This is a genomic window from Pedobacter steynii, from assembly GCF_001721645.1.
Classification (GTDB): domain Bacteria; phylum Bacteroidota; class Bacteroidia; order Sphingobacteriales; family Sphingobacteriaceae; genus Pedobacter; species Pedobacter steynii_A.
The window spans coordinates 5,354,396-5,378,787 of record NZ_CP017141.1; the positions used below are offsets into that span (position 1 = coordinate 5,354,396).

Annotated in this window: 21 protein-coding genes and 1 pseudogene; 9 read left to right on the forward strand and 13 right to left on the reverse strand. The window is 43.8% G+C overall.

The genetic code is table 11. The features are described 5' to 3' along the window. Positions 1–10: 10 nt before the first annotated feature. The 12 genes from BFS30_RS22145 to BFS30_RS22200 form a co-directional block, all read right to left on the reverse strand. Complete coding sequence (locus BFS30_RS22145; protein WP_069381280.1) at positions 11–2,350, reverse strand: S8 family serine peptidase; 2,340 nt, start codon at positions 2,348–2,350, stop codon at positions 11–13. A gap of 30 nt (positions 2,351–2,380) precedes the next feature. Beyond that, complete coding sequence (locus BFS30_RS22150; RefSeq protein WP_083252187.1) at positions 2,381–3,982, reverse strand: amidohydrolase family protein; 1,602 nt, start codon at positions 3,980–3,982, stop codon at positions 2,381–2,383. A gap of 12 nt (positions 3,983–3,994) precedes the next feature. Beyond that, the gene (locus tag BFS30_RS22155) at positions 3,995–5,296 is read right to left on the reverse strand and encodes a hypothetical protein (protein ID WP_069381282.1); all 1,302 of its coding nucleotides are present in this window, start codon (positions 5,294–5,296) and stop codon (positions 3,995–3,997) included. A gap of 7 nt (positions 5,297–5,303) precedes the next feature. Then, positions 5,304–6,533 (reverse strand): hypothetical protein, encoded by a 1,230-nt coding sequence (locus BFS30_RS22160; RefSeq protein WP_069381283.1) that lies wholly within the window; start codon positions 6,531–6,533, stop codon positions 5,304–5,306. 6 nt (positions 6,534–6,539) lie between these two features. Then, the gene (locus tag BFS30_RS22165; RefSeq protein ID WP_069381284.1) at positions 6,540–8,195 is read right to left on the reverse strand and encodes a glycerophosphodiester phosphodiesterase; all 1,656 of its coding nucleotides are present in this window, start codon (positions 8,193–8,195) and stop codon (positions 6,540–6,542) included. 12 nt (positions 8,196–8,207) lie between these two features. After that, positions 8,208–8,513, reverse strand: coding sequence for a Dabb family protein (locus tag BFS30_RS22170; protein ID WP_069381285.1), 306 nt, complete (start codon positions 8,511–8,513; stop codon positions 8,208–8,210). 6 nt (positions 8,514–8,519) lie between these two features. Then, a complete protein-coding gene (locus BFS30_RS22175) occupies positions 8,520–9,224 on the reverse strand; it encodes a DJ-1/PfpI family protein (RefSeq protein WP_069381286.1) in 705 nt (234 codons plus the stop codon). An 11-nt stretch (positions 9,225–9,235) separates the two neighbouring features. Continuing rightward, the gene (locus tag BFS30_RS22180) at positions 9,236–10,894 is read right to left on the reverse strand and encodes a GMC oxidoreductase (protein ID WP_069381287.1); all 1,659 of its coding nucleotides are present in this window, start codon (positions 10,892–10,894) and stop codon (positions 9,236–9,238) included. A gap of 83 nt (positions 10,895–10,977) precedes the next feature. Then, complete coding sequence (locus tag BFS30_RS22185) at positions 10,978–11,472, reverse strand: gluconate 2-dehydrogenase subunit 3 family protein (protein WP_069381288.1); 495 nt, start codon at positions 11,470–11,472, stop codon at positions 10,978–10,980. 12 nt (positions 11,473–11,484) lie between these two features. Then, complete coding sequence (locus BFS30_RS22190; RefSeq protein WP_157263007.1) at positions 11,485–12,486, reverse strand: HAD family hydrolase; 1,002 nt, start codon at positions 12,484–12,486, stop codon at positions 11,485–11,487. A gap of 154 nt (positions 12,487–12,640) precedes the next feature. Further along, positions 12,641–15,451, reverse strand: a complete 2,811-nt coding sequence (locus tag BFS30_RS22195; protein WP_167353183.1) for a response regulator — start codon at positions 15,449–15,451, stop codon at positions 12,641–12,643. A gap of 8 nt (positions 15,452–15,459) precedes the next feature. After that, positions 15,460–16,266, reverse strand: a complete 807-nt coding sequence (locus tag BFS30_RS22200; protein ID WP_069381291.1) for a hypothetical protein — start codon at positions 16,264–16,266, stop codon at positions 15,460–15,462. Positions 16,267–16,323: 57 nt separating this feature from the next. Here BFS30_RS22200 and BFS30_RS22205 point away from each other — a divergent pair, with 57 nt between their 5' ends. Genes BFS30_RS22205 through BFS30_RS22215 form a run of 3 tightly spaced genes read left to right on the forward strand, consistent with a single transcriptional unit; the run spans position 16,324 to position 19,464 of the window. Further along, a complete protein-coding gene (locus tag BFS30_RS22205) occupies positions 16,324–17,493 on the forward strand; it encodes a DUF917 domain-containing protein (protein ID WP_069381292.1) in 1,170 nt (389 codons plus the stop codon). Positions 17,494–17,508: 15 nt separating this feature from the next. After that, on the forward strand, positions 17,509–18,270 hold the full coding sequence (locus BFS30_RS22210; protein WP_069381293.1) for a helix-turn-helix domain-containing protein: 762 nt from the start codon (positions 17,509–17,511) through the stop codon (positions 18,268–18,270). 30 nt (positions 18,271–18,300) lie between these two features. After that, complete coding sequence (locus BFS30_RS22215) at positions 18,301–19,464, forward strand: FAD-dependent oxidoreductase (protein ID WP_069381294.1); 1,164 nt, start codon at positions 18,301–18,303, stop codon at positions 19,462–19,464. Between the two features lie 41 nt (positions 19,465–19,505). Here BFS30_RS22215 and BFS30_RS22220 read toward each other — a convergent pair whose 3' ends face one another. Further along, positions 19,506–20,549: an NAD(P)-dependent alcohol dehydrogenase gene (locus BFS30_RS22220; RefSeq protein WP_069381295.1), complete on the reverse strand. Its 1,044-nt coding sequence runs from the start codon at positions 20,547–20,549 to the stop codon at positions 19,506–19,508. A gap of 231 nt (positions 20,550–20,780) precedes the next feature. On the opposite strand from BFS30_RS22220, the pseudogene BFS30_RS28245 reads away from it, so the two are divergent. The 6 genes and pseudogenes from BFS30_RS28245 to BFS30_RS22245 all read left to right on the forward strand — a co-directional run. After that, positions 20,781–21,119: pseudogene (locus BFS30_RS28245) on the forward strand (DUF6597 domain-containing transcriptional factor); the annotation flags it as partial. 3 nt (positions 21,120–21,122) lie between these two features. After that, positions 21,123–21,644 (forward strand): helix-turn-helix domain-containing protein, encoded by a 522-nt coding sequence (locus BFS30_RS27980; protein WP_167353184.1) that lies wholly within the window; start codon positions 21,123–21,125, stop codon positions 21,642–21,644. Between the two features lie 42 nt (positions 21,645–21,686). Beyond that, positions 21,687–23,105 carry a S41 family peptidase gene (locus tag BFS30_RS28035; protein ID WP_208602999.1) on the forward strand — a complete coding sequence of 473 codons (1,419 nt, stop codon included), beginning with the start codon at positions 21,687–21,689 and terminating at the stop codon, positions 23,103–23,105. A 30-nt stretch (positions 23,106–23,135) separates the two neighbouring features. Then, positions 23,136–23,357: a DUF6266 family protein gene (locus tag BFS30_RS22235; protein ID WP_257785608.1), complete on the forward strand. Its 222-nt coding sequence runs from the start codon at positions 23,136–23,138 to the stop codon at positions 23,355–23,357. 77 nt (positions 23,358–23,434) lie between these two features. Then, entirely contained in the window at positions 23,435–23,833 is a 399-nt protein-coding gene (locus tag BFS30_RS27585) for a hypothetical protein (RefSeq protein ID WP_083252188.1), read from the forward strand. Further along, positions 23,752–24,351 carry a peptidoglycan-binding protein gene (locus tag BFS30_RS22245; RefSeq protein WP_237028639.1) on the forward strand — a complete coding sequence of 200 codons (600 nt, stop codon included), beginning with the start codon at positions 23,752–23,754 and terminating at the stop codon, positions 24,349–24,351. Before BFS30_RS27585 ends, BFS30_RS22245 begins: the two co-directional genes overlap by 82 nt. Positions 24,352–24,392 lie beyond the last annotated feature (41 nt).

The window sequence follows — 24,392 nt, forward strand, 5'->3', positions numbered from 1 at the left end:
CGTTGCCGAATTATCTTTCTGTAAAACCAGTTCCATTGCCAAGTACGGCTAAACTATAACCTTGCTTTGATAAAGTATTCTGTGCGGTAATCCGGATCAGGTATTTGCCGGGTAAGGGATCTTTAATCCATACCTTTTCGGTATTGTTATTTTTATCCAGTGGTTTTAAATCGAACAAAGTATCAAAAAGAGGGTCCTTTTTATAATTATGTTCCATATTGCCTAGTCTCCATTCATTGTCTGGTAGTTTTACACTCAGCTGCAGGTTATTCTGTATTCCTTTTGCCGGTGGGTCAATCCAGCAAAGGGTAACCGACAGGTCTGCGCTGGCTTCTGCAAGGTCTATCACATATTCACGTACAGATTTCAAGGGGCCTCCCAATTCTGCCCTGCTCACCAATGCGGTGGCCTCGGTATTCAGGATGTCCACAAATTGCAGCTGGATGTTCTGTTCATTTAGCAGCCGGTTCATGTCTACCAGACCAAAGCCCTGATCAAAATCCGGAAAGCCGATTTTCTCCAGACTGGGGTCTTCGGGTGCATGGCGGTAACTGTCTATCTGGCGACTGTTCCCGATAATAATTGCTTTGATCAGCGATGAGGAGGGATTGTTATAATGATGTACTTTCCTTAAATACTCCCTGATGAGTGCAGCCATTCCGCTGACCACAGGTGTGGCCATGCTTGTCCCTGTTTTAAAAGTGTAATGTTCATCGTAAAATTCACTGTTTGTGGCAGCGATCACCACATTGCCAGCCTTTGCCGAAAGGATATATGCACCTGGTGCCAGGACTTCGGGTTTGATGCTGTCGAAATCAGTCGGACCGGTACTGCTGCCCAAAGAAGGGTGGTCTATGTCGGATATCAGTTTCATGGTATTGAGCGGTGGTACCGGGAAGCTTGCCGGACGCAGGTCACCCCAGGTCTGATTGATGACCGGATGGGTCCTTCGTCCGGAACAGGAACCCACCGTCAGCGCATTTTTTGCCGTTGCCGGTGCACCCACAGTCTTATAAGCCAATCTGCCATTAACGGCATTGCCTTCATTTCCCGCCGCCACGACCAGCAATATTTCCGGATTTTCATAGATGAATTTATCTACACTGAAGGAGCCAAACTGATATTCCCCGTTTACTTTCCATCCCAGGCTCAGGTTGATGATTTTTGCGCCCTGATCTGCCGCAATTTTCAATAGTTTTCCAATATCTACCGGCAGGTCTAACTGCCCGCTGCTGTTCACAATTCCTATCGTAACCACTGCTGCCTTTGGTGCTATTCCGGTAATCTTACCTCCGGAAGCGGTACCATCGCCGCAAATAATACCGGCCACATGTGTTCCATGGCCATGTTGGTCCTCTACAGATCCCATTCCATATTGTAAGCTGGTTTTGATCCTGTGCTGCAGGTCCGGATGATGCTGATCTATACCACTATCGATAACTGCCACCGTTTCTTCTGCTCCATAAAAGGCAGAAGTATGGGTATCCGGGTATTCCAGTCCGATCACCTTTCTGGATACATCACAAAAAAGGGTAGGAGGTTCGTATACCGCCATTCCACTTACATAAGGGGAGTCGGCCAAGGCACTGATTAAGGAGGAGCCCGGGTTAATTTCAATTCGGATAATGTTTAGCCCGGAATCCACAATTGTAGCTTCGCCGGTAGCTTTGATCAGCTCGGTGACCTTGTCGATTTGCTTTTCTTCCGATACTACAATATCAAACTGTTTAAGGGAAGGCATTCCCTTAAGGCCAGCGCTGGCCTGATCAAGTTCTTTCACCAGACTGTCTGTAATTTTTCTTTCGATCTCATATTTACCTATTGTTTTGGTAATCTCCTGTGCACGGAGGTACTGGTATTGCTTTTCTGTCAGCGATACTTTATAGCAATATTCATTTCCACTGTCAAAATAAGTGCAGAATTTTAAGCCATGATTCCGGAATGCTGATCTCCATACCGAATTAAGGGGGCCATTAAAAGTGACAATATACAAGCCTTCCGGATCTGAAGAAACCTCTAAAGAGGGATCAACCCAATCAGAATAGGCCTTTCTGGCCTTGGTTTTAAAAACCGACATCCACTCTGATTCCCTGACCCCGGTTTCCGCCTGGGGATTGGAAACCCCTAATAAGGAGGCATCGTTGTCTGTGCTTAGTTTTTGTTGATAAGGGAAATCCATCAGGATGTGTTTCTTCTTCAGTATTTCCAATGAAGAAGCCGGAATATCGACTTCGAACATACCATCATACTGTCCGATGATGGTGGCACCGGAAAGTGAAATTTCCTCATTAATCGTTTTTAGTTCCTCATCTCCCATATAGCGGAGTTCTACCCGGATTAAATTTTCCATTGTATGCTGTTTAATGATGACCGTTCTGATTTAATGCTGATAACAGGATTTTAACCAGTTTTTTAGTTCTGCTGAAATATTTTGCTGTGCTTCAATTCTTTCCCAATAATCATTGCCGCTCACGGTATGGGTATCCAGTTCAATAGCATCCACCATCGGGGGATCGGCTAATAATTCCGCCTCATCAGGATGTTCATATTCCTGAAATACATCCGACTCAATCTCAAACTCGTTGTCCAGCTCCAGGGTAAATTCCTCCTGGGTATCCACCCCCAGATCCAGGAGTGTGGCTTTTTCCTGTTCCATTCTATTCAGAAAGCCCGGAAGGTCTCTCATGATCTCTGTTAAGGTTTGAGTGGCGGTGTTAAAGCCAATATCATTGATCATGGAATTTTCACGGTACAGGTAAAACCCTTTCTGCCGGTTGCCGATGGTCAGCTCTTCAATTGGGTGGGCAGTATCGACACGAAGCCTTTTCATGAAATCAAGATTTCCATAACGTGCAATACCATCTATGATCACGAGTTCAACCTCAGGTTCTGCGGCCTTGATCAATTGCATATAGGCATCGTCCTCATTGCCTTTGATCACGAGAATATCAGCCAGCTTTCCCGCTTCCAAAGTGCCCAGATGTGCTCCCCATCCGGTAACTGCTGCAGCATTACTGCTGGCCGCGCAGACCAGTTCATAATTGCTGAATACCTCGCCTTGCTGCTGATTGGCAAACCAGGCGACTTTAAGTTCCTGGAGGATATTTTTGCTTCCTGTAGGAGACCAGTCGCAACCCAGACTAAAGAGTAAGCCCGAGGCTTTCAGCGCGCGCAAATCAATGGTCTTTCCATAAAGCAGCTGATTGCTGAAGGGCGACCAGACTACTTTGGCCCCTTTTTGCTGCAAATGGTTCAGGTCTGTTTCCTGTAAGCCCAGGGAATGGATGCCGACCAGCTTATCATTGATCAGGTCATTTATTTTAAGATTGGAAAAATGTCTCCTCGCACTTTCATCAATGCCTTCCGAGAGGTGGTAAAAGTAAACGCCTCCGCTCTCATCATTCAGGGCTTCCCGAAAATTACTGATCCGTTCTGCCGCAGTGGCTCCTGTAACCACCAGGTCTGGTACCATGCTTCGTGCCGGGGGAAGGCTTTCGTTTTCAGGTTGTTCTGCAAACCTCAAAGCACCTCTGAAAAGTCGGCTTCCTCCGTTCACCTGTGTTCGCATGCCCTGTCCGGTAGTGGTGCCGCTAAGCAAGGCTTTGGCTTCTACATAGCGCACCAATGCTTTGGCCGATACGCTGAATTTTGCCAGGGCCTGTTTTATCGGTTTGGAAACTCCTGCTCTATACTCCGGATGGGATGGCCATTGGGAACGGTTATCATAACGTTTCGGAACCACCCAGAGGGGAAGTACATTATATACAAAATGATTGTGCAGGTCAATCAGACCAGGGTATATGGTACCTTCAGTTTCTACAATTACTTTACCTGAAAACTCTGCCGGAAGTTTGCGCTGATCATCAGTGATTGCTGCAATTCTTCCTTCTTTTATGGCGAGGTAGCCATCATTAATGATCCTGCTTTCTGCCTGCATGGTAACGATACGCCCATGTAAAACAAAACTTGGTTTCTGTGCCATATTATTTTAGATTTATTCGATATTGTTTTTGTAATCTTCAGGTTCTTCTGCCCATATCTCCGTTGTTGCGGTTTCCTTAGCCTTTACCGTATCCATCAGCGCCAGTTGCGCCTTTTTCTCTTCATATAGCAACATCCCCGGAGAATCGGCGGTAAGCGAAGGATGATCTGTGATCGGAATGAGCTCGTTCTCATAATCACATTTTCCGATTTCCATCATCGGACACAATACACAGGAGCCTTTAGGCCGTAGCAGATGACGGGAATTCTGATTGAGGACAATCCTGTCGTTTCTGGCTTCATCTACCAGTTGTTCCAGTATTTTTGCCCTGACAATTTTGTAGTTGGCCGGATTGCCGGTGATGTGTTCAGAAAAAATTACCCTTGCCGTCAGTTCAGTGCCATCGGGCAGGTCCCCGTATTTCAATACATGTTTTCTGCTGAGCAGGTCTTTAACCTTTTCTTCAGGCTGTGGATTGCCCTGGATGAAACGGTCCTGTAAAGCCGTGATGAAGGGTCTTGCCGTGGTGGCGCCAACCACCATAATGATTTTAGGAAGGCTCTGAAACAACTGACGCAGAAAATATTTTCGGTAATGAAAACATTCCTGCACAATCTCTTTTACCTCTGTGCCCGTCATTTCCAATCCGGGATAACCGTCATTTTTCTGCGTTAACCAACGGGCAGAAGGGCAGGCCACCATATTGCCATAGGAAAGGTCTTCACCTACTTTCAGCTCATGGTCTGTCCAGCCCATTTCTTCAGCCAGATCGTCCAGCAGTTTCTGTAATTCATGGTAATAAGTCACCTGCTGCAGTTGCAGGGGAATGCTTCTTTTACCATCCTGCTCAGGGACATTCAGATCGGTGCTGAGCAGGGGCGGAGCTTCTTCATTTGACCCTCCGAGTGCCGTAAATTTATCTTTGGGGATTTCCAGTTTATCGGTACTGCGATACCGGAAATAATGCGCATACTGCTTGTACTCATCAAATAGAGGATAAACTGAATTTTTCCTCCGGATGTCAAAACCCGTCAGGTTTGGGTTGATGCCTACCACAAAAATAGGGGATTTCCTGCAGCCGCTTAATACTTCCGGTGTCAGGTTGGCGAGACCGACATAGTCAGATGGTTGTTCAATACCCGGTTTTGGCGGTGGGCCATCCGCATTATAATCATAGCTGTGATAGGCACCCCATTTTCTAAAATAGGTGCAGGAATGTTTGGTTCCGCTGGGTTCCTGTGCAGCGCGCATTGCGCTGCAAGGCATCACCTCATAGATCAGCTCTACTTCGGTGGGTAGTTTGGAGTTGTTCATGGCTGTTTTAATTGAGGCCCGCAATAACGGCCCAGGTGGTTAAAGCGCTGTTTACACTGGTCCAGTATCCATATTTTTCGTAATACCAGACCGCCCAATGCGTTTGCATGTTTAGTATTGCCGGTTTGGTTGGCAATGACGCATTGATCTGTGGATCCGAGAGGTTGCGGATCACCAGCCATTTCGGAGGTTGCTCCATTTCTTCACAGACCAGCCCCAATACGGCGTCGCCCATCTCCATGGCCGATCCCTGCTCTTCCATTTTATTCCCGGAAGTACCAAATTCAAAAAAATCGGTACTGATAATCGGATGAAATTCAGGAAGTTCATGCGTTCCGTCCAATCGTATTTTAGCCTCATTGGCCCATGACCTGATCGGCGCCGGAACCTGGTCATACCGTATCGTTGGTGTGGTAAATTCCGGTTCTACCAGGTTCTTTTTGAAAGAAGCCATCATTTGCAATGCGGTATTGAAAAAGGTGGTAGGAACATTCCAGTCGCTTTTATATTGCGCACCTTCGTGATTGATGCCATTAAAAGGTTCATTCTTAAATTCATCCTGTAACCGGAATTTAGCACCTCTGGTTACTACCACATCACCCAGACCATGTTCTTTAAACACTGCACCCGCCGTGCCGACAGTGAGGACATGGGAAGGTCGCACTTCCTCAATCAGCTGTTTAAAAAGATCCCTTACCGGTAGTGTAGCAAAGCCGGTATTGGTATCAGATGGTGTTCCATCTGCATTTAAGGAGATGCCATCCTGGTTCAGGTGCAATTCTGATTTAAAACAGATCACTGTCAGGTCGCCGATTGTGATTGGAAACCAGCTTCCCAGTCGGTTGACGGTCCGGGATGGCGGTTGTTTAACCCCGTTTCCGGTACGGATCAGGGCATCAAAATGGGAATCAAAATTTCTCCTGTAGCGGTACCAGCCATTTCTGCTGACTCCCGGCGTTAAAATATCTGCCATTGCATTCTGCTCGGCAACCGTCCAGGTAACCACCAGGATGTCTGCTTTTGGCAAAGCCGATTCCGGATCGGGTTTAGGATTAATGGGTTTTGGTTTCGGGCCCAGACCTCCCGGATATTCCAGGTTATCGGCTAAGGCCATTAAGCTGGCTTCTCTGGCAAGTGTGAGCTCATCAACTTCAAGAAATCCATCGATTTCAGAAATATCATTGGCAATCAAATCTCTTGCGATCTCTTTTCTTAAGGTAATTTCACTGTGATCCATGGCGGTTTATTTTATAGGTTTAGTGATGAGTAAATTTTTAAAGGTGAAGGTGTTTTCCTCTACGGTATGGTATCCGGACCCGCCATCCTGTTTCTCCTGCAGCCACCTTTTGGCAACACAACGCAGGAAAATCCGGTGGTTCAGGGTTTCATTTTTTACCACACCCGCACAGATCCAGTAGGGGGCATCATAGCTGTTTTTATAATAGGCAGAGAAGTAATGTCCTCTTCTTTCCAACCGCAGTGTTCCCGCCTGCGGGATTTTTCCATTGCCAAAAGGTGATCCATATTGATTGTTATCATAATCTGCACCCAGGTTCCAGTTGATGCGGTAACCATCGTCTTCATCATGTTCCACGCCTACATAAGGTGGACAGCCATGTGGATCATAAAAGGCATCTATATCCCGAAAGGTCTGCGGAGGTTTATCGCGGTGTGCTGACGGGTCCACATTTGTAACCGCCATTTCCAGTGTCTGGGCCTGCGACATTGGTCTGGTCATCTCGTAGTCGACAGTTGCAATGAAATCACCTTCCAGCGGTTTAACGATACCCAGACCTCCGCCCGAATAAAAGGGCCAGGTTTTTTCGGTGTACATCATCCGCAGTTCCAGGTTATTCAACCGTTCTTTTACCTCATCCGCATCTGGTGGCAGGGGCAGGAAACCATCGTATTTCTGGAGTGCTATCTGTACACCATCCTGCTGGTAAATCCGGTAGTACCGGTTGGCTTTAGCATAACCCAATGCAAACCAGTCGCGATCTATTACATTGCCCTGAAAAGTGGAAAGTGGCAGCCAGTCGTATTGCGGATAAAGCCATTTTGAAAAGTCGGTTGCCTGGTTGTTCTGATAGGTTCCGATCATGCTGTCGGTAGAAACAGACCATATAAAGTCCAGCGTACGGAGCGCTTTTACTTCTTTTTCTGTAGGTACACCCGGTTTTCTAAAAGGATAGAGAATCACCCCTACTGAGAGCTGCTGCTCCTGGAAAACCTTTTGCAATTCCTTTCCAAAATCAGTTACTGAGGCATTGCTGTCCAGCACACTATCCAGGTCTGTTACCAATCCGTCGGCTTTTTCTGCTATCAGCAATTTTAACTGATCTGCGGGAGATAGTTCCCAATCGAATACCGCAGTTTTAATACCTGGGATTTGCTGTTTCAGTAAGTGCAACGACAACTTATCTTTGGAATAAACCACGACCTGTTCCTGTAAAGCCCGCTCTACGATTACACTGGCAAAAAGGGTGACAAAGGTTTGGCGCATCTCCTCATTCAAAGAAGAATCGTGCTTCAATTCGATTAATTTGTCAATGTCTGCCGGCAAATGGTCCAGCAAATCCTGAAGTCTTTCTATCTGGATTCTTTTTTTTGTCTGATGGTAACGGAAGCCTTCCACCTGATAAGGGTTAAAAGTTTCACCGAAATCATAACTTCCCCATCGAAGCTCCTGTAGTGTAAGGTCTTTGATGAATACATCCCCCGTATCCGTTCCGGTAAGCCGGTTAATCGTGCCGTCGTGTGAAACTACCAGCTGATGATCTTTGGTGAGCTGGACATCAAATTCCAATACCCCGGCACCACTGGTATAAGCTGAAATCAGAGACTGCAAAGTGTTTTCAGGGGCTTGCAGGTTATTTCCTCTATGTGCGACTATTCTCATGGTATTTTCTTTTTAAAAAGGGTGTTCCAAATCATAAATCAGCAGGTCATCCGCAAAAGCCTGCCGGTATGCTGATAACTTCACATGTTCCGGATGCATCAGAAAAGCATCTCTGTGGGCTTCAGAAGTAAAGATCATGGAGCAGCCTTCTGTCCATCCTTTGGCAAAAGGGCTCGGACTGATATTGGCCGCCCAGTGCACCCGTTCTATCCCTGGTATTTTATCTTTCAACTCCACAAACATGGTTTTGAATTCATCCGCTTGCGCTGCGCTGATCTCAGGTTTAACCTTAAACAGCAGAATATGTAATAGGCTCATGGTTGTTTATTTATTAGGTAAAAGCATTTCCTGCATCATGTCCTGGACTATTTTTTCATAGGCCGGGTTGCTTGCATAATCAGGGCCCTGGAGCTGCAATAGCTGATCGCCAAACAATGGAAGAGCATCCCACATTGCAGCGACGATTTTGCCCACTTCCTCGCCAAAATACTGTACAACCAGGGCTACTGTGCTGCCATGTACACCGCTTCCTCCGGCCGTTGTCCATAGCCGTTGCTCAGGAAGCCCGATCCACATTTTGCGCGGATTTGACAGATTCGCCCCTTCGCGTACCAGCTTTTCCGATACCGTTGCCGGAGCCGTGATCAGGTGGTTTGCGATGATACCTGAACGCCAGAGAATGCTGATTCCGGAGCAGTTTGTAGCCACCACTTTGTCGTTCGAATAATGCTTATTGATCAGGTCCAGGATGACTTTGTTTTTGGAGGCTTCGCCACTGCCCATTCCTCCGGGAATGTAAAGGAGGTCAAACAGTTCCTGACCATCGTATACGCCATCCGGAATTACGGTCGTTCCCATTTGCATCAGGATATTGCCCGGTTCCAGTACCAGCAGTTTTACGCTTAAGGCCGTTTTGTATTGGGAATCCAATAGCCAGGCCAGTGATTTTAATATTTCCAGGACAGTCAGCGTGTCCTGTTCTCCACATTTCGGATATGCGATCACTCCGATAGTTTTAATTTGTTTCATTTTGTTTAGGTTTAATAAGATTTTTTGGTGATTTTTTCACAAACACGGTATACGTTGGCAATCTGGGTAAGTGTTGGGTTTGAAGCGCCGGCCGTAGGCATCCAGGCTGCATCGAGCACATATAAGCCTTTTACCGTCCAGCTCTGACAATTGCTGTCCAGTACAGAAGCCCCTTCGTTTTTACCAGCCCGCAGGGAGCCATGATTATGGCCATAACCTGGATTTTCCAATCCCTGGGCTTCTTTAAGCCTCAATTCGCCTCCTGCATCAGTCATGATTTCCTCTACCTTACCCAAGGCATATTTACTCAGGTCCATATCGTACTGATGGTGCTTGTAGAAGACTTTGGGTAGGGGAACACCCCATTCGTCTGTTCTGGTTGCATCCAACTCGATGCGGTTATCATACCTGGACATGGTTTCTCCGGTAAAAGAGAAAGAAGCACCCCCGTAAGTACGCAGCTCGACCATTCTTTCCACCAGGTCTTTGCCCCATACATTTTTTGCTTTTTTAGGGTGGAACCCACAGCGGCTAACCGCTTTAATCGGAGGGTTGATGGTATACGGATCATAAATGGAGAACTTGCCGCCTTTGGAGAGGTAAGTGTTTTTATCATTGATCAGATAAAGGTCGCGCAGCTGCAGACTGCCAAGCCCGGTTCTTGGCTGCGAGATAGAGTCTGCACGATAACTGCCCCAAACAGGCGCATTTTTAAATACAAATTCCAGGGAGCCTTTGGTATGATAGGTAAAGTTATGGCCAATCATTTTGTTGGGATCCGGAATTCCTGAATTCAGAAATAAGCGGGCAGAGTGGATGGCCTGTACAGAAACAAATACCAATGGAGCGGTCATTTCCTTTTCCGGGCCACCGGGTTCAGTTTTATAAACCACACCTTTAATCTTCCCTTGTTCATGGATCAGACGCATCACGTTATAGCCGGTCAGCACCTCACATTTACCCGTTTCCATGGCTTTTTGCAGTACGGTATTTGCCGCTGTGGCCCGGTCGTTTACCGCACAGCCAAATCCCTGACAAAAGCCGCAATAAGGACAGGCAGGTCTGCCGCCAAATGTTTTTGAATTGATGCCTCTTGGGCTTTGGTATGGATTCATACCAAATTTGCGAAAGGCTTCCTGAATAAACTGATTGGAAGCATGGGGTTTAATCGGTAGCATAGGATAGTTGTATCCTGATCTGGTTTTTTCCTGCGCAGCAGATTGGTTGACTGCACCGGAAACTCCCCATTCCCATTCTGCCCTTTCAAAGTAGGGCTGAAATTCTTCATAGGTCCAGGGCCAGTCTACCATGCTTGTATCTGCGGGAATGTCCTTCATAAACCTGGTGATGCTGAAATCTTCTTCGGTATAGCGGGGGAGGTTGGCTTCCCATAAGTTTGTTGCGCCACCCACCATGTTCGCCAGCCACCACTGGTGTACCGGTTTCTCTTCGTTCTTCGAGTTTACCCAGATCATCGGATCCTTCTTCTCATTTGGAGTCAGGAATTTATGTTCCGCAAAATGCAGCTCATCATAGGGAAGAAAGTCTTCTGATTTTTTCCAGTCGCCTTTTTCCAATACTGCAACGGTCAGTCCGTTTTGTGTGAGTACCCGGGCGGCAGTGGCACCACCGGCACCGCTTCCAACTATTATTGCGTCATATTTTTTCATTGGAATACAATTATTTTTTAATGGTCATGAAGCGATCATGATCTTTTTATTATTCATTGATTTTCAAAATTCTCAACGGTTGTTTATTTCAGGAGTTCTTTTGCTTCCTCCTGATATCCAAACCACCTCCACATGATCCCCTCTGTATTTCCGCCCCATCGGCTATCGGCAAAACAGCCCTGTATGCAATGTTTCCTCAATATGTCAAATAAGGAGAGCTGATCCAGCAGTTCCGTATGGAAGCTGAAATTCTGCAATGCACCGGTTTCAAGTTTGCTGATCAGGGAGCTTGCTTCCTCTGCATTCAGGTCTTTTAAAGGTTTGGAAAACAGCAATGCCGACTGCGCATCCAATGCCTGTAAGGCTTTAGGATAAAGCAACTGCCATTTCGGGATATCTTCAAACACCGAGGCATCCCTGGCCAGCAATAAACTGAGGAAATTGATGGCGCCCGACTGCTCTGCATCAGGTACCTTCCTTAAGGTATCGCCTGGTTGAAGGGCATTAAAGAGTACCCTTACCTGTGCTTTCTGGACATCGTCCAGGAAGCCGTTTTTTTGTTCTGGTAGTATCCACATGGGTTTATATTTTTATTTTTCCAATTCAGATTCTGTTTGTGCAATGAGCGCCAGATAAGGCGTGAGATCCGGAGGGCCAGCTTTAGCAAAAAGATTTACGAGCAAGGCGTCATCCTGCGGCGAAAATAACCGGCATGCTTCCGGTAAAAACTCATTGTCTTCCCTTGCCCCATGTTGTTTATAGAGTGCCACAAAACCATCGAGGTTAAGTTTCAGGTCGGCAAAGGCAATGGTATCCCCATTTTGTAGCCGGTGATAAGCGATTTCAATGGCATTGAAATAATTGCGTCCCTGATCATGTTCCAGTAAGATCCACGCAGTTTTATTTTTCGGGTAACCACGTGAAATGGCAAAAGGGATCAGGATTTTTTCTTCTTTTCTATGGTGGAAGGGATCCACAAAATTCTGGAGCAGATAAACGAGGTTCCCCAGGGCAATCATGGATACGAACTGATTGGCGGCAATCTTTTCGGAGATTTTTGCCGATGCTCCGACAATGCGTTTCCCTACCAGGTGTTCTTCTTCCATCATTACTTCCGCCAGACGGCCACTATCCGTAGGGCTTTCCGGTCCGGAAGGAAGGGCTTTGAAAATAAAATCCTGTGCAGGAGGGAAAGGTTTTAGAGTAGCCTGGAGTCCGGCAGCTTGCGCACCCACGACTTCCAGCAGGTTTTCCCCGATATACATGGACTCTTCGGGGCTTACTTTTAACTTTTCGCAGGCAAAATGGTAAATGTTGGCCATTGGTTTTTCTGAGCCCGCCTCATGACTGGAGATCACATCTCCGGGATTTACATAGTCGAGCACGCCGGCATTTTTAAGCATTTCAATACCCTGCTCATGGCTTACATTTCCAGGAAGGTTAGTGATCACTCCAATTCTTACCTTCATCTCATTTTTGAGGGATTGTAAAAACTGGATGCTGCTGGGCTTAAACAATACCAGGTGTCCGGGGCGGTCTATATAACCGAGTGTATCCCTGATGTCAATAAAAACAGTGGTAATAGCTTTCATGTTCTGTGTGGTTTTGGTGATGCTGAATTTTTGAAATTTTGCATAACCGAAGTTGAGCACAAAAGCTTTTTTGGGATGTCAAAAAAGGGACAAATGTCCTTAATTTCAGGACAATCTGTGTCGGTTTAATCGGGAAATGATAATATGGAATTAATCAGGATATTTTTCTACTTTGTTGAAATTCGCTCGGTGTAATTGAATATACATTTTTGAAGCATTGTCCAAAGTAAGAAGGGCTTTCAAAGCCCACTTCATAAGCAGTTTCGGAAATATTTCTTCCGGCGGCAAGCAATTCGGCAGCTCTTTTCAGCCTGAAATTTTTGATCACCTCATTCGCACTAACCCCGATCAGGGAGGACAATTTTCTGTTCAGTGTTCTGGAGCTTACGGCCAGTTCTGAAGCCAGGTGATCTATCGTAAATTCCGAATTGTCCAGGTTGTTTTCTATTTGCAGGTAGAGCTTCATTAAAAAGGGATGTATTTTGGTACCTTCTTCTACAGGTTCCAGACTAATCAGTTCTTTCTGATGGTTATTTCTCAGGGTTTGCTGATAGGTTAAAAAGTTCTGAATTCTAAGCATCAGCTCCTGAAAATGGAAGGGTTTGGTCAGGTAATCATTGGCACCGCATGACAAGCCTTCAATTTTACTTTCGGCGGCAGACTTGGCGGTCAGTAAGATCACTCCGATATGGTCTGTTTCTGTAGAAGATTTAATCAGCTCACACAATTCAAAACCACCCATCAATGGCATCATGACATCACTGATCACCAGGTCCGGCATTTCCTTCTGGCAAATTTCCCAGGCTTCTGCTCCATTGCAAGCGCTGAGGACCTGGTAATGATCTGACAACATGGTTCCAATAAAGTCCATTAATTCCGGATGATCTTCTACCAGCAGGATTGTTTCCGGATGCTTTCTCTCTGTTCTTTCCTTTACTGATGCCGGATTAAAGAGACTGAGCACCGGAATAGAAGCAGGAGGGAAGGGTTCAATTTCTGCTGCTTCAATCCCATCAGCAGTTAAGAGATCTTTAGTTAGAGGAATGGATAAGGTAAATGAGCTTCCTTTTCCCTGTTCAGATTCCAGCCCGATGGTGCCACCCAGAAATTCAGTAAGTTCTTTGACCAGGGAGAGGCCAATGCCCGTTCCAGAATATACATGAGCCCCATTGTTGGCCTGCACAAAGCGCTCAAACACCGCGTCCAGCATATCCTCCGGAATGCCCATGCCCTGATCATGTACTTCCAGCCGGAGCATTTCTCCTTCCATTTTTGCTGCTATATTTACTTCTGTATCCGGAGGACTGAATTTTATGGCATTGGAAATCAGGTTGTAAATGATCTTTTCCAGTTTTTCCGCATCAAAGATCCATAGGTCTTCATTTGCGGTTTTATTGAAAACTACTTTGACCTTTCTTTCCTCTGCATAGGAGCTGAAGGTATCAATGATCTGCGCTATAAAGAGGTTTATTCCTCCTTTATAGTTTATTTTCTTCATGTTCCCTGACTCCAGTTTGGTCAGGTCCAATAACTGGTTAATGAGCTGTAATAAGCTGCTTGCATTTCTCTGAACCGTACCCAGTGCTTTCTTTAACAATTCATCACCTTGTCTTTTTTGAAGCAACTGTTCAACCGGAGAGATGATCAGTGATAATGGAGTTCTGAGTTCATGGGTCACATTCGCAAAAAAGCGGTTCTTCATTTCTTCTACAGATTTGAGCTGCTCTGCTTTTTGCAGGGCAAGACCAAGTTGTTCAGAAGACCTGAAAGCATTTGAGAAACGAATGGCCAGCAGGAGCGACTGACAAAGGGTGAATACAAAAAAGCCAAAGGGCAGTAAAAAATAGGAGTTGATACTTCCGGTTTCGAAAAGCACGTCATTTACAAAGCATAAGATCAAAGTGATCACTCCAATCAGTACCAGTGTATTTTCCAGCCTGCTTTTTAAGCCGTGTTTCTGCGTCAGGTATAACAAATGGATCACCTGAAGGCTAAACATCAAAGAAATTATAGGAAGATAAGCGCCGTAAAAGGTGTTTTTTGATCCGGCAATTAAGGCGATGTATAAAATGCTGATCAGTAGTCCGGCCCGTTTTACCAGTCTGGAATAAGCAGGATAGAGGGTTTCAAAGAAAAGTATAAAGGCAATTAAACAGATTGGAAAGCAGGCGTATAAAAGCTTTAAAGAGGCTTCATATCCAAAATCAGGAAAGAGCTGATAAAAAAACGCTGGCCCTCCAAAGGATTCTCTTAGAGCAATAAAAACACAGATCAACCCGAAGCAAAGCGGTCCTTTATCCCGTTTCCACAGAAAAAACAACGAGAAATGATAGAGGCCCATCATGAGCAGACTGCCGATAAGAAAGGCTGATAAAAACCATTGTTCGCCCTGTTCTTTTACGATGCCATCCGGACTGCCCAGCATCAATGAAGACCAGATGCCACCGGCAGTAAAATGGTAATTTGATACTTGAATGCTGAGCCTGATTTCTTTATCCGGCGCGATAAACAGAACCGATTGAGGTTTCACGGCAGGAACCATACTGACATCCTTTTTAGGGATACCGGCACTGCAAATCAGCGAATCATTGATGTACAAACGATAAGCTGAGTTGATCGATGGAAGTAAAAGTGCCCATTTTTGTCCTTTTGAAGGAAGAAGGACCCGGAGCGCATAGGTGCCATATCCGAGGTTTCCACTAAAAACCGATGCCTTTGTAAACTTCCCCCAGGATCCCGGAACCTGAATATAGCTGGTCGATTCAGGCCCTTCGATCTTATTGTCAAAGCGGCTCCATTTAAACATCCATTCTCCGTTTAGTCGTACGGGAAGATTTTTATGATATTGATATCCGGATAGATCCAGCAGCCCCTTTTCAGCCGGGACAAAATCCTGTCCGACGGCTGGTAGCCCAAAGATTAAGAAAACTATAAAAAGTAAGGCCGGCTTAAAATCTTTAAGCAAAAACACCATTATAGATTCATATTGAAAAACATTTCCTGACCAAGAAAAGCGTTGTCGAGCAGGCGAATGGTACCCTCATTAGAAAAATCCTTAGGGGCATAGGCATTGCTGACATGGTTTTGGGTAAGTAGTCCGAGTTTTTTATAGGTGTAGGCCACCAGTTCCGAACAGTAAATCTTTTCTTTATCAATATCCACTTCAGAAAGACTTTCTATCATTTTCAGCCCGTTGTTGAAACCTAGAAATCTAACGTCTCCGGTAGAGAAATTGATGTCAAGGCTGATTTCATTTTCAGGCTGGTTGCTTACGCGGTTGTACCGCCTCCCTAAATATACCGAGTAAATAATTTCACTGTTACCCGGGAATTTTTTATCAATAAATTCATCAAAGAGCTCCGGTAGTCCTGTAAAGTCCAGTATAGCTTCTGTAATCAGTGGTTTATAAGCCAGTGTTACATTGTCAAACTGATTCTGAGTATGGTATAAGCGTTCTTCCAGATCCACCAGCATGGGGCCTTCTTTATAGGTTTGTACCGTTCCCCAGCGGTTGATTGCCGCATCTTTAATCAGGGTATTGGCTTCCCATAACAGCAGCGGTGGTAAGCCAAGCTTATTTTCCGGATCAATGTCTTTGGCCAGAACCACCATTGCCGTATGCCCCCAGTTGCTGCCCTGTAAAAAGGTAACCACCCAGCTAAAAGGGTATCGGCCATGAACAAGTATTAAGTCTCCTGTTTTAAGTTCTGATTTGATTTCTGAGAACTTAGTGACCCAGGTCGGATCAAAAATGTTTTGAGTGCCAACTAATGCATTCATTTTTTGAGAGTTATTAGTTAATATTGATATATGAATTTATAAAAAAAAATTAACGCCATGTATCTAAATGAAAATTTATTAAAAAGAGTCGTTGAGGGCACTGCTTTCCTGGGAAGCGGGGGTGGAGGCAAAATGGAATCCGGTTTTACTTTTATTCGTGAGATTCTGAATTTTACCGATCAGGTGGAGATGCTGACTTTCCCCTTAACGGAAGTAGATAAAAAAAGAACTGCCTGTATTGTCTGTGATATGGGCTCCATTACCGCTTTTGATCCTAAGCAGGATGAGGCTTTATGTTTTGCTTTTGAAAGTTTATCCGGGCATTTTTGTAACGAACTGGGGAAGATCGATGCCGTATTTCCTATTGAAACTGGTCCGGAAAATACAATGGCACCTTTTCTGCTTGCTGCGAAATACAAAATCCCGGTAATTGATGGCGATGGAGCTGGCAGGGCGGTACCGGTATTGATGTTGAGTACCTTTGCTGCCGGTCAGGTCAAAAACTGGCGTCCTATAGCCATTTCCAATGGGCTTGGGGATTCCATGCTGGTATCGGCCAGTGACTTATCAAAAGTCGAATCCGTACTTCGCGAAACAACACATACCTCTCTGTTTTCGAATTCTTCCAGTCTGGCGTTATGGCCGGATGAGGTTGGTCGTATTGCGGATAAATGCGTGCAGGGAAGTATCTCTATGGCTTTGCACTGCGGACAATTGTTAAGAGGGATCAGGATCAAAGATGGGGCGTTAATTGCGGGGGCTTTGGCACATGTCAATCAGCTCGAAGGATTTCTGATCGGGAAGGGAAAAGTGATTTATAAAACCAGTGATGAAAAAGGGGCCTTCAATTTTACCACTACAAAAATAGAGCAGGTGGATGGAACAATCATTACCATTATGTCGCAGAATGAAAGTCTGATTGCATTTCAAAGTAACCTCAATTACCCGATTGCCATTGCACCTGACTCCATTTGTTATTTGAAATCAGATTTCTACCCTTGTACAAATGCAGAAATCGGAATACCTGCAGAAGATCTGCAGACTGAGGAGTTGTACCTGATTGGCGTGAAGGCAAATGATAAATTGCTGACTGAGAAAATATTAGCAGGGTTTAAGACGATCATTAATGAGCTCGGTTTTGCAGGAAACACGGATATCCCCCATACCAATAGCAGACCATTAGGGGATTTGTTTTTGGACCTGGCTGAAGCAGCAGCGCTATCATAACATGAGGCCGGAAATATGCTAGAGGATAAAAATATAGTACTTAAGGTGGCCGAGCCTGATAAACAGCTTGCTGATTTTGTGGAAAGCTTCTGGATGATTGACAATCGTTCTGATGCTGCCCATGAAATTGTTATTCTGCCCGACGGGCGATTTGACATTATATTTTGTCATTCCTTAGCGGCGCCTTATCAGGTTATGCAGATGGGTTTAGGCAGTCATCCTGAACAAAATTCAATTCTGCCCGGAACTGTCATGTTTGCGGTTAGTTTTAAGCTGCTTGCAATGGAGTATCTGTTGGATATGAAAGCTGCCTTTTTATTAAATAGTGCCCATCGGCTGCCAGATGATTTTTGGGGAATAACAAAAAATGACCTGAATAACTTTGATGGCTTTTGCCAAAAGGTTTCGCTAAAGATGCTGGCCTTAATCAAGCCGGAAATTGACAGCAGAAAGCAAAAACTATTTGAATTGATTTACGCTTCAAAGGGTTCATTCACGGTAAAGGAACTATCTGAAAAGGTGTTTTGGAGCAGCCGGCAAATCAACCGTTACTTCCATTCGCAGTTTGGAATTTCACTCAAGGCATATGGCAATATCTTACGATTCAAGGCCTCATTGTCGCATATTAAAATGGGTAAACTTTATCCTGAACAGAATTTCAGCGATCAAAATCATTTCATAAAAGAAATCAAAAAATTTTCGGGCGTGGTTCCTAAGGAATTGTCCAAAAACCAAAACGACCGATTTATACTATTATCTGCATTGCCTGAGGAATAGATTTGTCTATCAAAAACAAATTTTAAAAGCATGCTGATACAAAATAAAAAAGTTGCCATCATTGGTGCCGGGCCCGGAGGCCTGACACTTGCCCGACTGCTGCAGCAAAAAGGAGCAGAGGTAAAAGTTTATGAGCGGGACCTCCATCAGGAGGTAAGGCTGCAGGGTGGCGCACTCGATCTGCACATGGAATCCGGTTTAGCCGCATTAAGCGAAGCCGGTTTAATGAATGAGTTCAAAATGCATTACCGGCCGGGAGCGGAACTGGTCAGGGTGCTGGACCATCAGGCAAAAATTCACTCGGATCAACATGCAGAAAAAATAGTGCAGAATTTTGAAGAGGAGGGTTACAGACCTGAAATTGACCGGGGACCACTAAGGGATATCTTGCTGAATTCACTAAAACCAGATACTGTTATCTGGGATAGTCATATCCTGGCTATTGAGAAAATACAGGGTTCCTGGAAGCTGGTTTTTCAAAATGGTAAAAGTGTTGTGGCAGATATAGTAATCGGCGCTGATGGGGCAAGTAGCAAAATAAGACCTTTCGTTACCGATATCAGGCCTTTCTGGACGGGCATTACTATGATTGAGGGTTCAATAAAAGATTCAAAAAAGACAGCTCCTCATATTGATGCACTTTTGAAAGGCGGAAAGATATTTGCGTATGGAAATGAGCAGACTTTAATTGTGAGCTCGAAGGGTGATGGTAGTTTAGGGTTTACCACGAGTGCAAAAACAAATGAATTCTGGTATCGGGAAAGCGGAATAGATTTCAAAGACAACAAACAGGTATTGGCCTGGTTCAAAGGGGAGTTTTCGGGATGGAGTCGTATCTGGTATGAATTATTTGAAAGCGAAGACACGCTTTTTATCCCACGACCGCAATATTGTATGCCATTAACACAAAAGTGGGATGCTCAACCGAATATTACCCTTATAGGTGATGCTGCTCATTGGATGCCACCCTTTGCAGGTGAAGGGGTGAACATGGCCATGTTGGATGCTTTAGAATTGAGTGAATCTTTTAGCAATCCGGAATTTGAAAATATACAGGCAGCTATTGCGAATTATGAAAAACAAATGTTCAGGCGGTTCGAAAAAACCGGTGAGGAAACGTTATTCAATACGGAATGGATGCACGGGCCAAATGCATTAAATGATATGCTTTCAATGTTCAGCAAACATGAATAGACAAAAAACGGGAAGCAATGTCTTCCCGTTTTTTGTTTTGTTTAAAGTGTTGCCATATCAATTACAAAACGATAGCGGACATCTCCTTTTAACATCCTGTCGTACGCAGCAGTGATGTCTTTAATGTCGATCATCTCAATTTCAGATACAATGTTGTGTTCCGCACAGAAATCCAGCATTTCCTGAGTTTCGGCGATGCCGCCGATGCCGGAACCGGCAACACTTTTCCGGCCACCCAGCAAGCTGAACGCTGCAATTTCTGCTGGCTTAGAAGGTACGCCTACACAAATCATCGTGCCATTGGTTCTTAGCAGGGACAGGTACATGTTAAAATCATGTTCTGCCGAAACCGTATCCAGGATAAAATCAAATGAATGCTGAGCAGCTTTGATTTGTTCCGGATCTGAAGTCACTACAAAATGTTGAGCTCCTAATTTTCTGGCATCTGCTTCCTTTTTTGCCGAAGTACTCAATACTGTTACTTCTGCACCAAAGGCTACTCCAAATTTCACAGCCATATGGCCTAATCCACCAAGACCCAGAACCGCAAGTTTATGGCCTTTTCCTACTTTCCAATGTCTGAGTGGAGAGTAGGTGGTTATTCCTGCACATAGCAAGGGAGCCACTGCGGCCAGGTCTAGTTTTTCAGAAACATGAAGTACAAATTCCTCTCTTACTACGATTGTATTGGAGTAACCGCCATAAGTTGGGGTCTTACCATCTCTTCCATAAGAGTTGTAGGTTTGTGTATTTCCTTCCAGGCAATATTGCTCCAGATCCTGTTTACAGTTTTCGCAAACCTGACAGGAATCTACCATACAGCCCGTTCCGGCAAGATCGCCAACTTTAAATTTGGTCACATGATCTCCTACTTTTATTACCCGTCCTACAATTTCATGACCTGGAACCATCGGAAATATCCCCGGAAACCAATCGTTTTTAATCTGATGAAGATCTGAATGACAAACCCCACAATATAAAATGTCAAATTGCACATCATGAGGGCCTACCTCGCGACGTTCAAAGCTCCAGGGAGCTAAATCTGTTTCAGCATTTTGTGCTGCATATCCTTTTGCTTCGATCATAATATTTAAGCTAATTTTTCAAAGTAAAAATAGTTTAGAAAAGCGGAAGAAAGATTATGAGAATCAAAGTTTTTTCTGCAAAAATCAAACAATTTAGACCTTTTTTTGCCAATACTGTGTAATAAATGTGCCAATAAGCAAGGCAATCTAATTTCGAAATTTTAAATTGCAGGATAAACCAGCTTGCTAGCGATTTTCTTTAAGCTACCAAGTCATTTAATCAATGAAAAAATGAACACGGTTATTCTTAAACCCAGGAACGAAATCTTAAAAAGGTACGTACAGTACTTTCTTTTTTTTAATAAAATGGACAACAGTACGCAGAATTATACTACTTTCCCAAACAATAACCTCTGTCTTGCAATCTACAAACAGAATAATGTGAATTATTTCAACGATCAACAATCAAATCATTGCGTCATTACCGAAGGGGACAGCAATTTTGTGAGTAGATGCTACGGATTTCATAAAATGCCATTTCAAGTCAGTATAAATTCCTGTCTCGACCAGGTTTGTATTATCTTTTATCCCTCTGCTTTAGGGGCTTTCACTGCTGAGCCCTATAGAGATCTAATGAACGCTGATCATATTTTTGAAAATATTTTTCCTGACAAAAACTCCTACTTTTTAGAGCAGCTTTTTGCGGAACATGACTTAGTAAAACGCGCTCAGAAAATAGAATCCTTATTAATAAAAAACCTGAATTACGAGATACCCAATAAACTAAGAGATAGTTTACTGTTTATTTCAAAAAGTAATCACGAAAACCTGACTGTTGAAATACTTGCCCGGCAACTGGGCATAAGTGAAGCTTCAGTATTCCGGCTATTTAAAAATCACCTTGGACAAAATCCAAAGTCATTCCTGAAAACGATCCGTTTCCGAACGGCTTTGGATAAAATGCTCAGAAAAAAAGATTCTTTAACAGAAATTGCTTACCTCAATCAGTATTATGATCAGGCGCATTTAATCAAAGATTTCAAATCGTTCTCTGGCCATTCCCCCAAACATTTAATGAGTAAAATTACGAGTACTCAAAATGACCTGCTGTGGATTTGTGATAAAAATATCCTGAATGATTTTTACAATTTTTAATCTTTTGTTATTGCTTCCTTTGGCAAACAAAATTAAAAAATAATGATCAAAACGATTCTTTCAATAGCTGTACTTTTCGTTTCCAATATAGTTTATGCACAAAGTGTCTGTGAATGCAGTGATGCTTTGGATCGCTTAATTAAAAAGATTGAAAGTGAATATCCCGGATTTGAAGAAAAGACAAAGGACAAAATATTATATAATAATTTTAAACAACAACTGAAGGATCAGACAAGTAAGGCAGAGCCGGCAAAGTGTTTGGATATTTTAAAGAAGTATACCTCGTTCTTCAGAGATGGCCACATTTGGATAAATCCTGCAACTTCAATAAGTGCAAAAGGCACAACAAGTACAAATCTGATTAAGATTAATATTGAAAGATTCCGGAAAAGGCTGAAAGTTAGTCCTGATTCAATCGAGGGAATTTGGAAAAATAGGTTTGAATGGACAGGCGGGCCAGTTTATGAAATCGGAATTACCAAAAATAACGATGGGGTACAGGTAGGCTTTGTAATTAATTCAACATCCGCTTTCTGGAAACCAAATGAGATAAAATTCAGGCTGTATCCTGATGGAAAGTACGAATTTTACGCGTTTGATAAGACATTGAAGACCGGGAGTTATGAGATTTATAACCACAGCATCATCTATTTCAAAGAGCTAAGAGCTTCTTTTATAAAAGAAATGCCTCAGTCAAATTTGACAGAAGAACAGATCAAAAGAAAGATAGCTGACTTTTATGGTTTCGGAGCAAAAAAGCTTAGCGGGGAGACAATGCTGATCACACTTCCATCTTTTGATTACCCTTTCGTTGATATTATTACTGGTCTTGTCGCAAACAACCGCAACCTGATAGAAGATTGTAAAAATTTAATCATAGATGTAAGGGGGAACTCAGGGGGAACTGATGATGCCTACCAAATACTATTGCCTTATATTATGAGTAACTCAATCCGGAATATGGGAGTTGAGTATCTGGCGAGCCCAACTTTGGTGGATGGTCTAAAAAAGTATATAAAAACAGCGGGCGACAACAAAGAGAAGGAGATAGATATGGTGAAGCGGTGGGTTGGCCTTTTTGAAAAAAACATGGGGAAATTCGTAAATGTTAAGGATAGTACATTTTCTTTACAAAAAGTAGTTCCTTCGGAAAAAAGCCCTGTTAATGTGGTTATTTTAACAGATAAAAAGGTAGGAAGTTCTGCCGAGAGTTTCGTGATGAAGGCCAAGCAAAGTAAAAAAGTAAAAATAGCAGGCACTGTTACCTCCGGAGGATTGGATTATGCTGCAGCCCGTATGTTCGATTTTGGTTGTCCTGAATACTTATTACAATTACCAACCTACCGTTCATTAAGATTGCCGGATTATCCAATTGATAACATCGGTATGCAACCAGACATTTACCTGGACAAGAACGTTAAAGACTGGGTGCAATTTGCACTGGAATATTTAGAACAATAAAATCTATTGAGGTTGTAAACTTATTGCAGTATAAGACATACTGATAAAGCGTACATCCTGTTGTATAATCCGGCAAAAAAGAACAGTGTAAGTTTAAGTGGAAATATGCTTAGAAGTGCATTGTCTGCAGAGGTGCCGGTACCGAGTTTTTATCTCGGAGATGTGCTTCATTGCTGGCTGTTTTTTGCTTCAGCAGATGGCAAAATTGTTTCTGAAACCAGTTATCTGAAAACAGTGACAGTCATTGAGTAATCTTTAGAGCCCGGCAGCGTTTATGAAACCCTGCCGGGTTTTTTATCTATCTGAATTCCTAAATAAAACTTTTTGTTATGAAAACGATCAAATTATCCGATTCTAAGGAATTGGCAGGGACTCCTTTGTTTAAGTTGAGACCTTTTAAATGGGCAGAACCCATCGCAATATTTTCTATTTTACTATCAATATGGACTTTTTCGCCGGTTTTGTTACGCTTCGCAGATGATACAGCAGGAAACATCGACCAAAGCATCTGGCTCCTGATTGTTCTGAGCCTGATGAGTTTCCTGCTGATCACAGGTTTATCCTGGTGGATACTACAACGCTTTTGGTTCATGAGCGGATTACCCTCAATCTTATCTATGGTTTCACAGTTTAATACCTTATTGTTATGGCAACAAATCTCTTTTTTCTTGGCATCATTTGCCTTGCTTTTAATGTCATCTACAGGAGTGCTAATCGCTCTGTGCTAGAGCATGATAAATTGGATCCATACAGGGCTGGTGTGGCCAGATCCCGGATGGAAGTAGTCAGAACAGCGGTAAAGGAGTTGGGCCTGAGGGAACGGTCAGGACGTAATGATGGGGCGCAAGTGGAAAGGTTTTTGAAAGTAGTGGGCTTATTAAAAGGTGAGCCCTGGTGCGCTGCTTTTATCAGCTGGGTCTTTTATGAAACAGGATTTGAAAAGCCAAGAACAGGCTGGTCTCCTGCGTTATTCCCTGTTTCAAGGCTGGCAAGATCGGCGCTTCCGGGAAATGTGATCGGGATTTATTTCCCGGATAAAAAGAGAATTGCTCATGTTGGCCTGATAGAAAAGGAGGATGGTAGCTGGATTGTGGCTATTGAGGGAAATACGAATGTAGAAGGCAGCAGGGAAGGTGATGGCGTATACCGAAAGCGCAGACACAAGAAAACAATTTATCAGATCTCAGACTGGATCAGTGATGCTTCTTATTCTGGCTGCTATATGGTGGGTAAGCAAGAAGATTGATTGATAAGAGCCTGGTGGACTTTGGGTGAAAGTTCATCAGG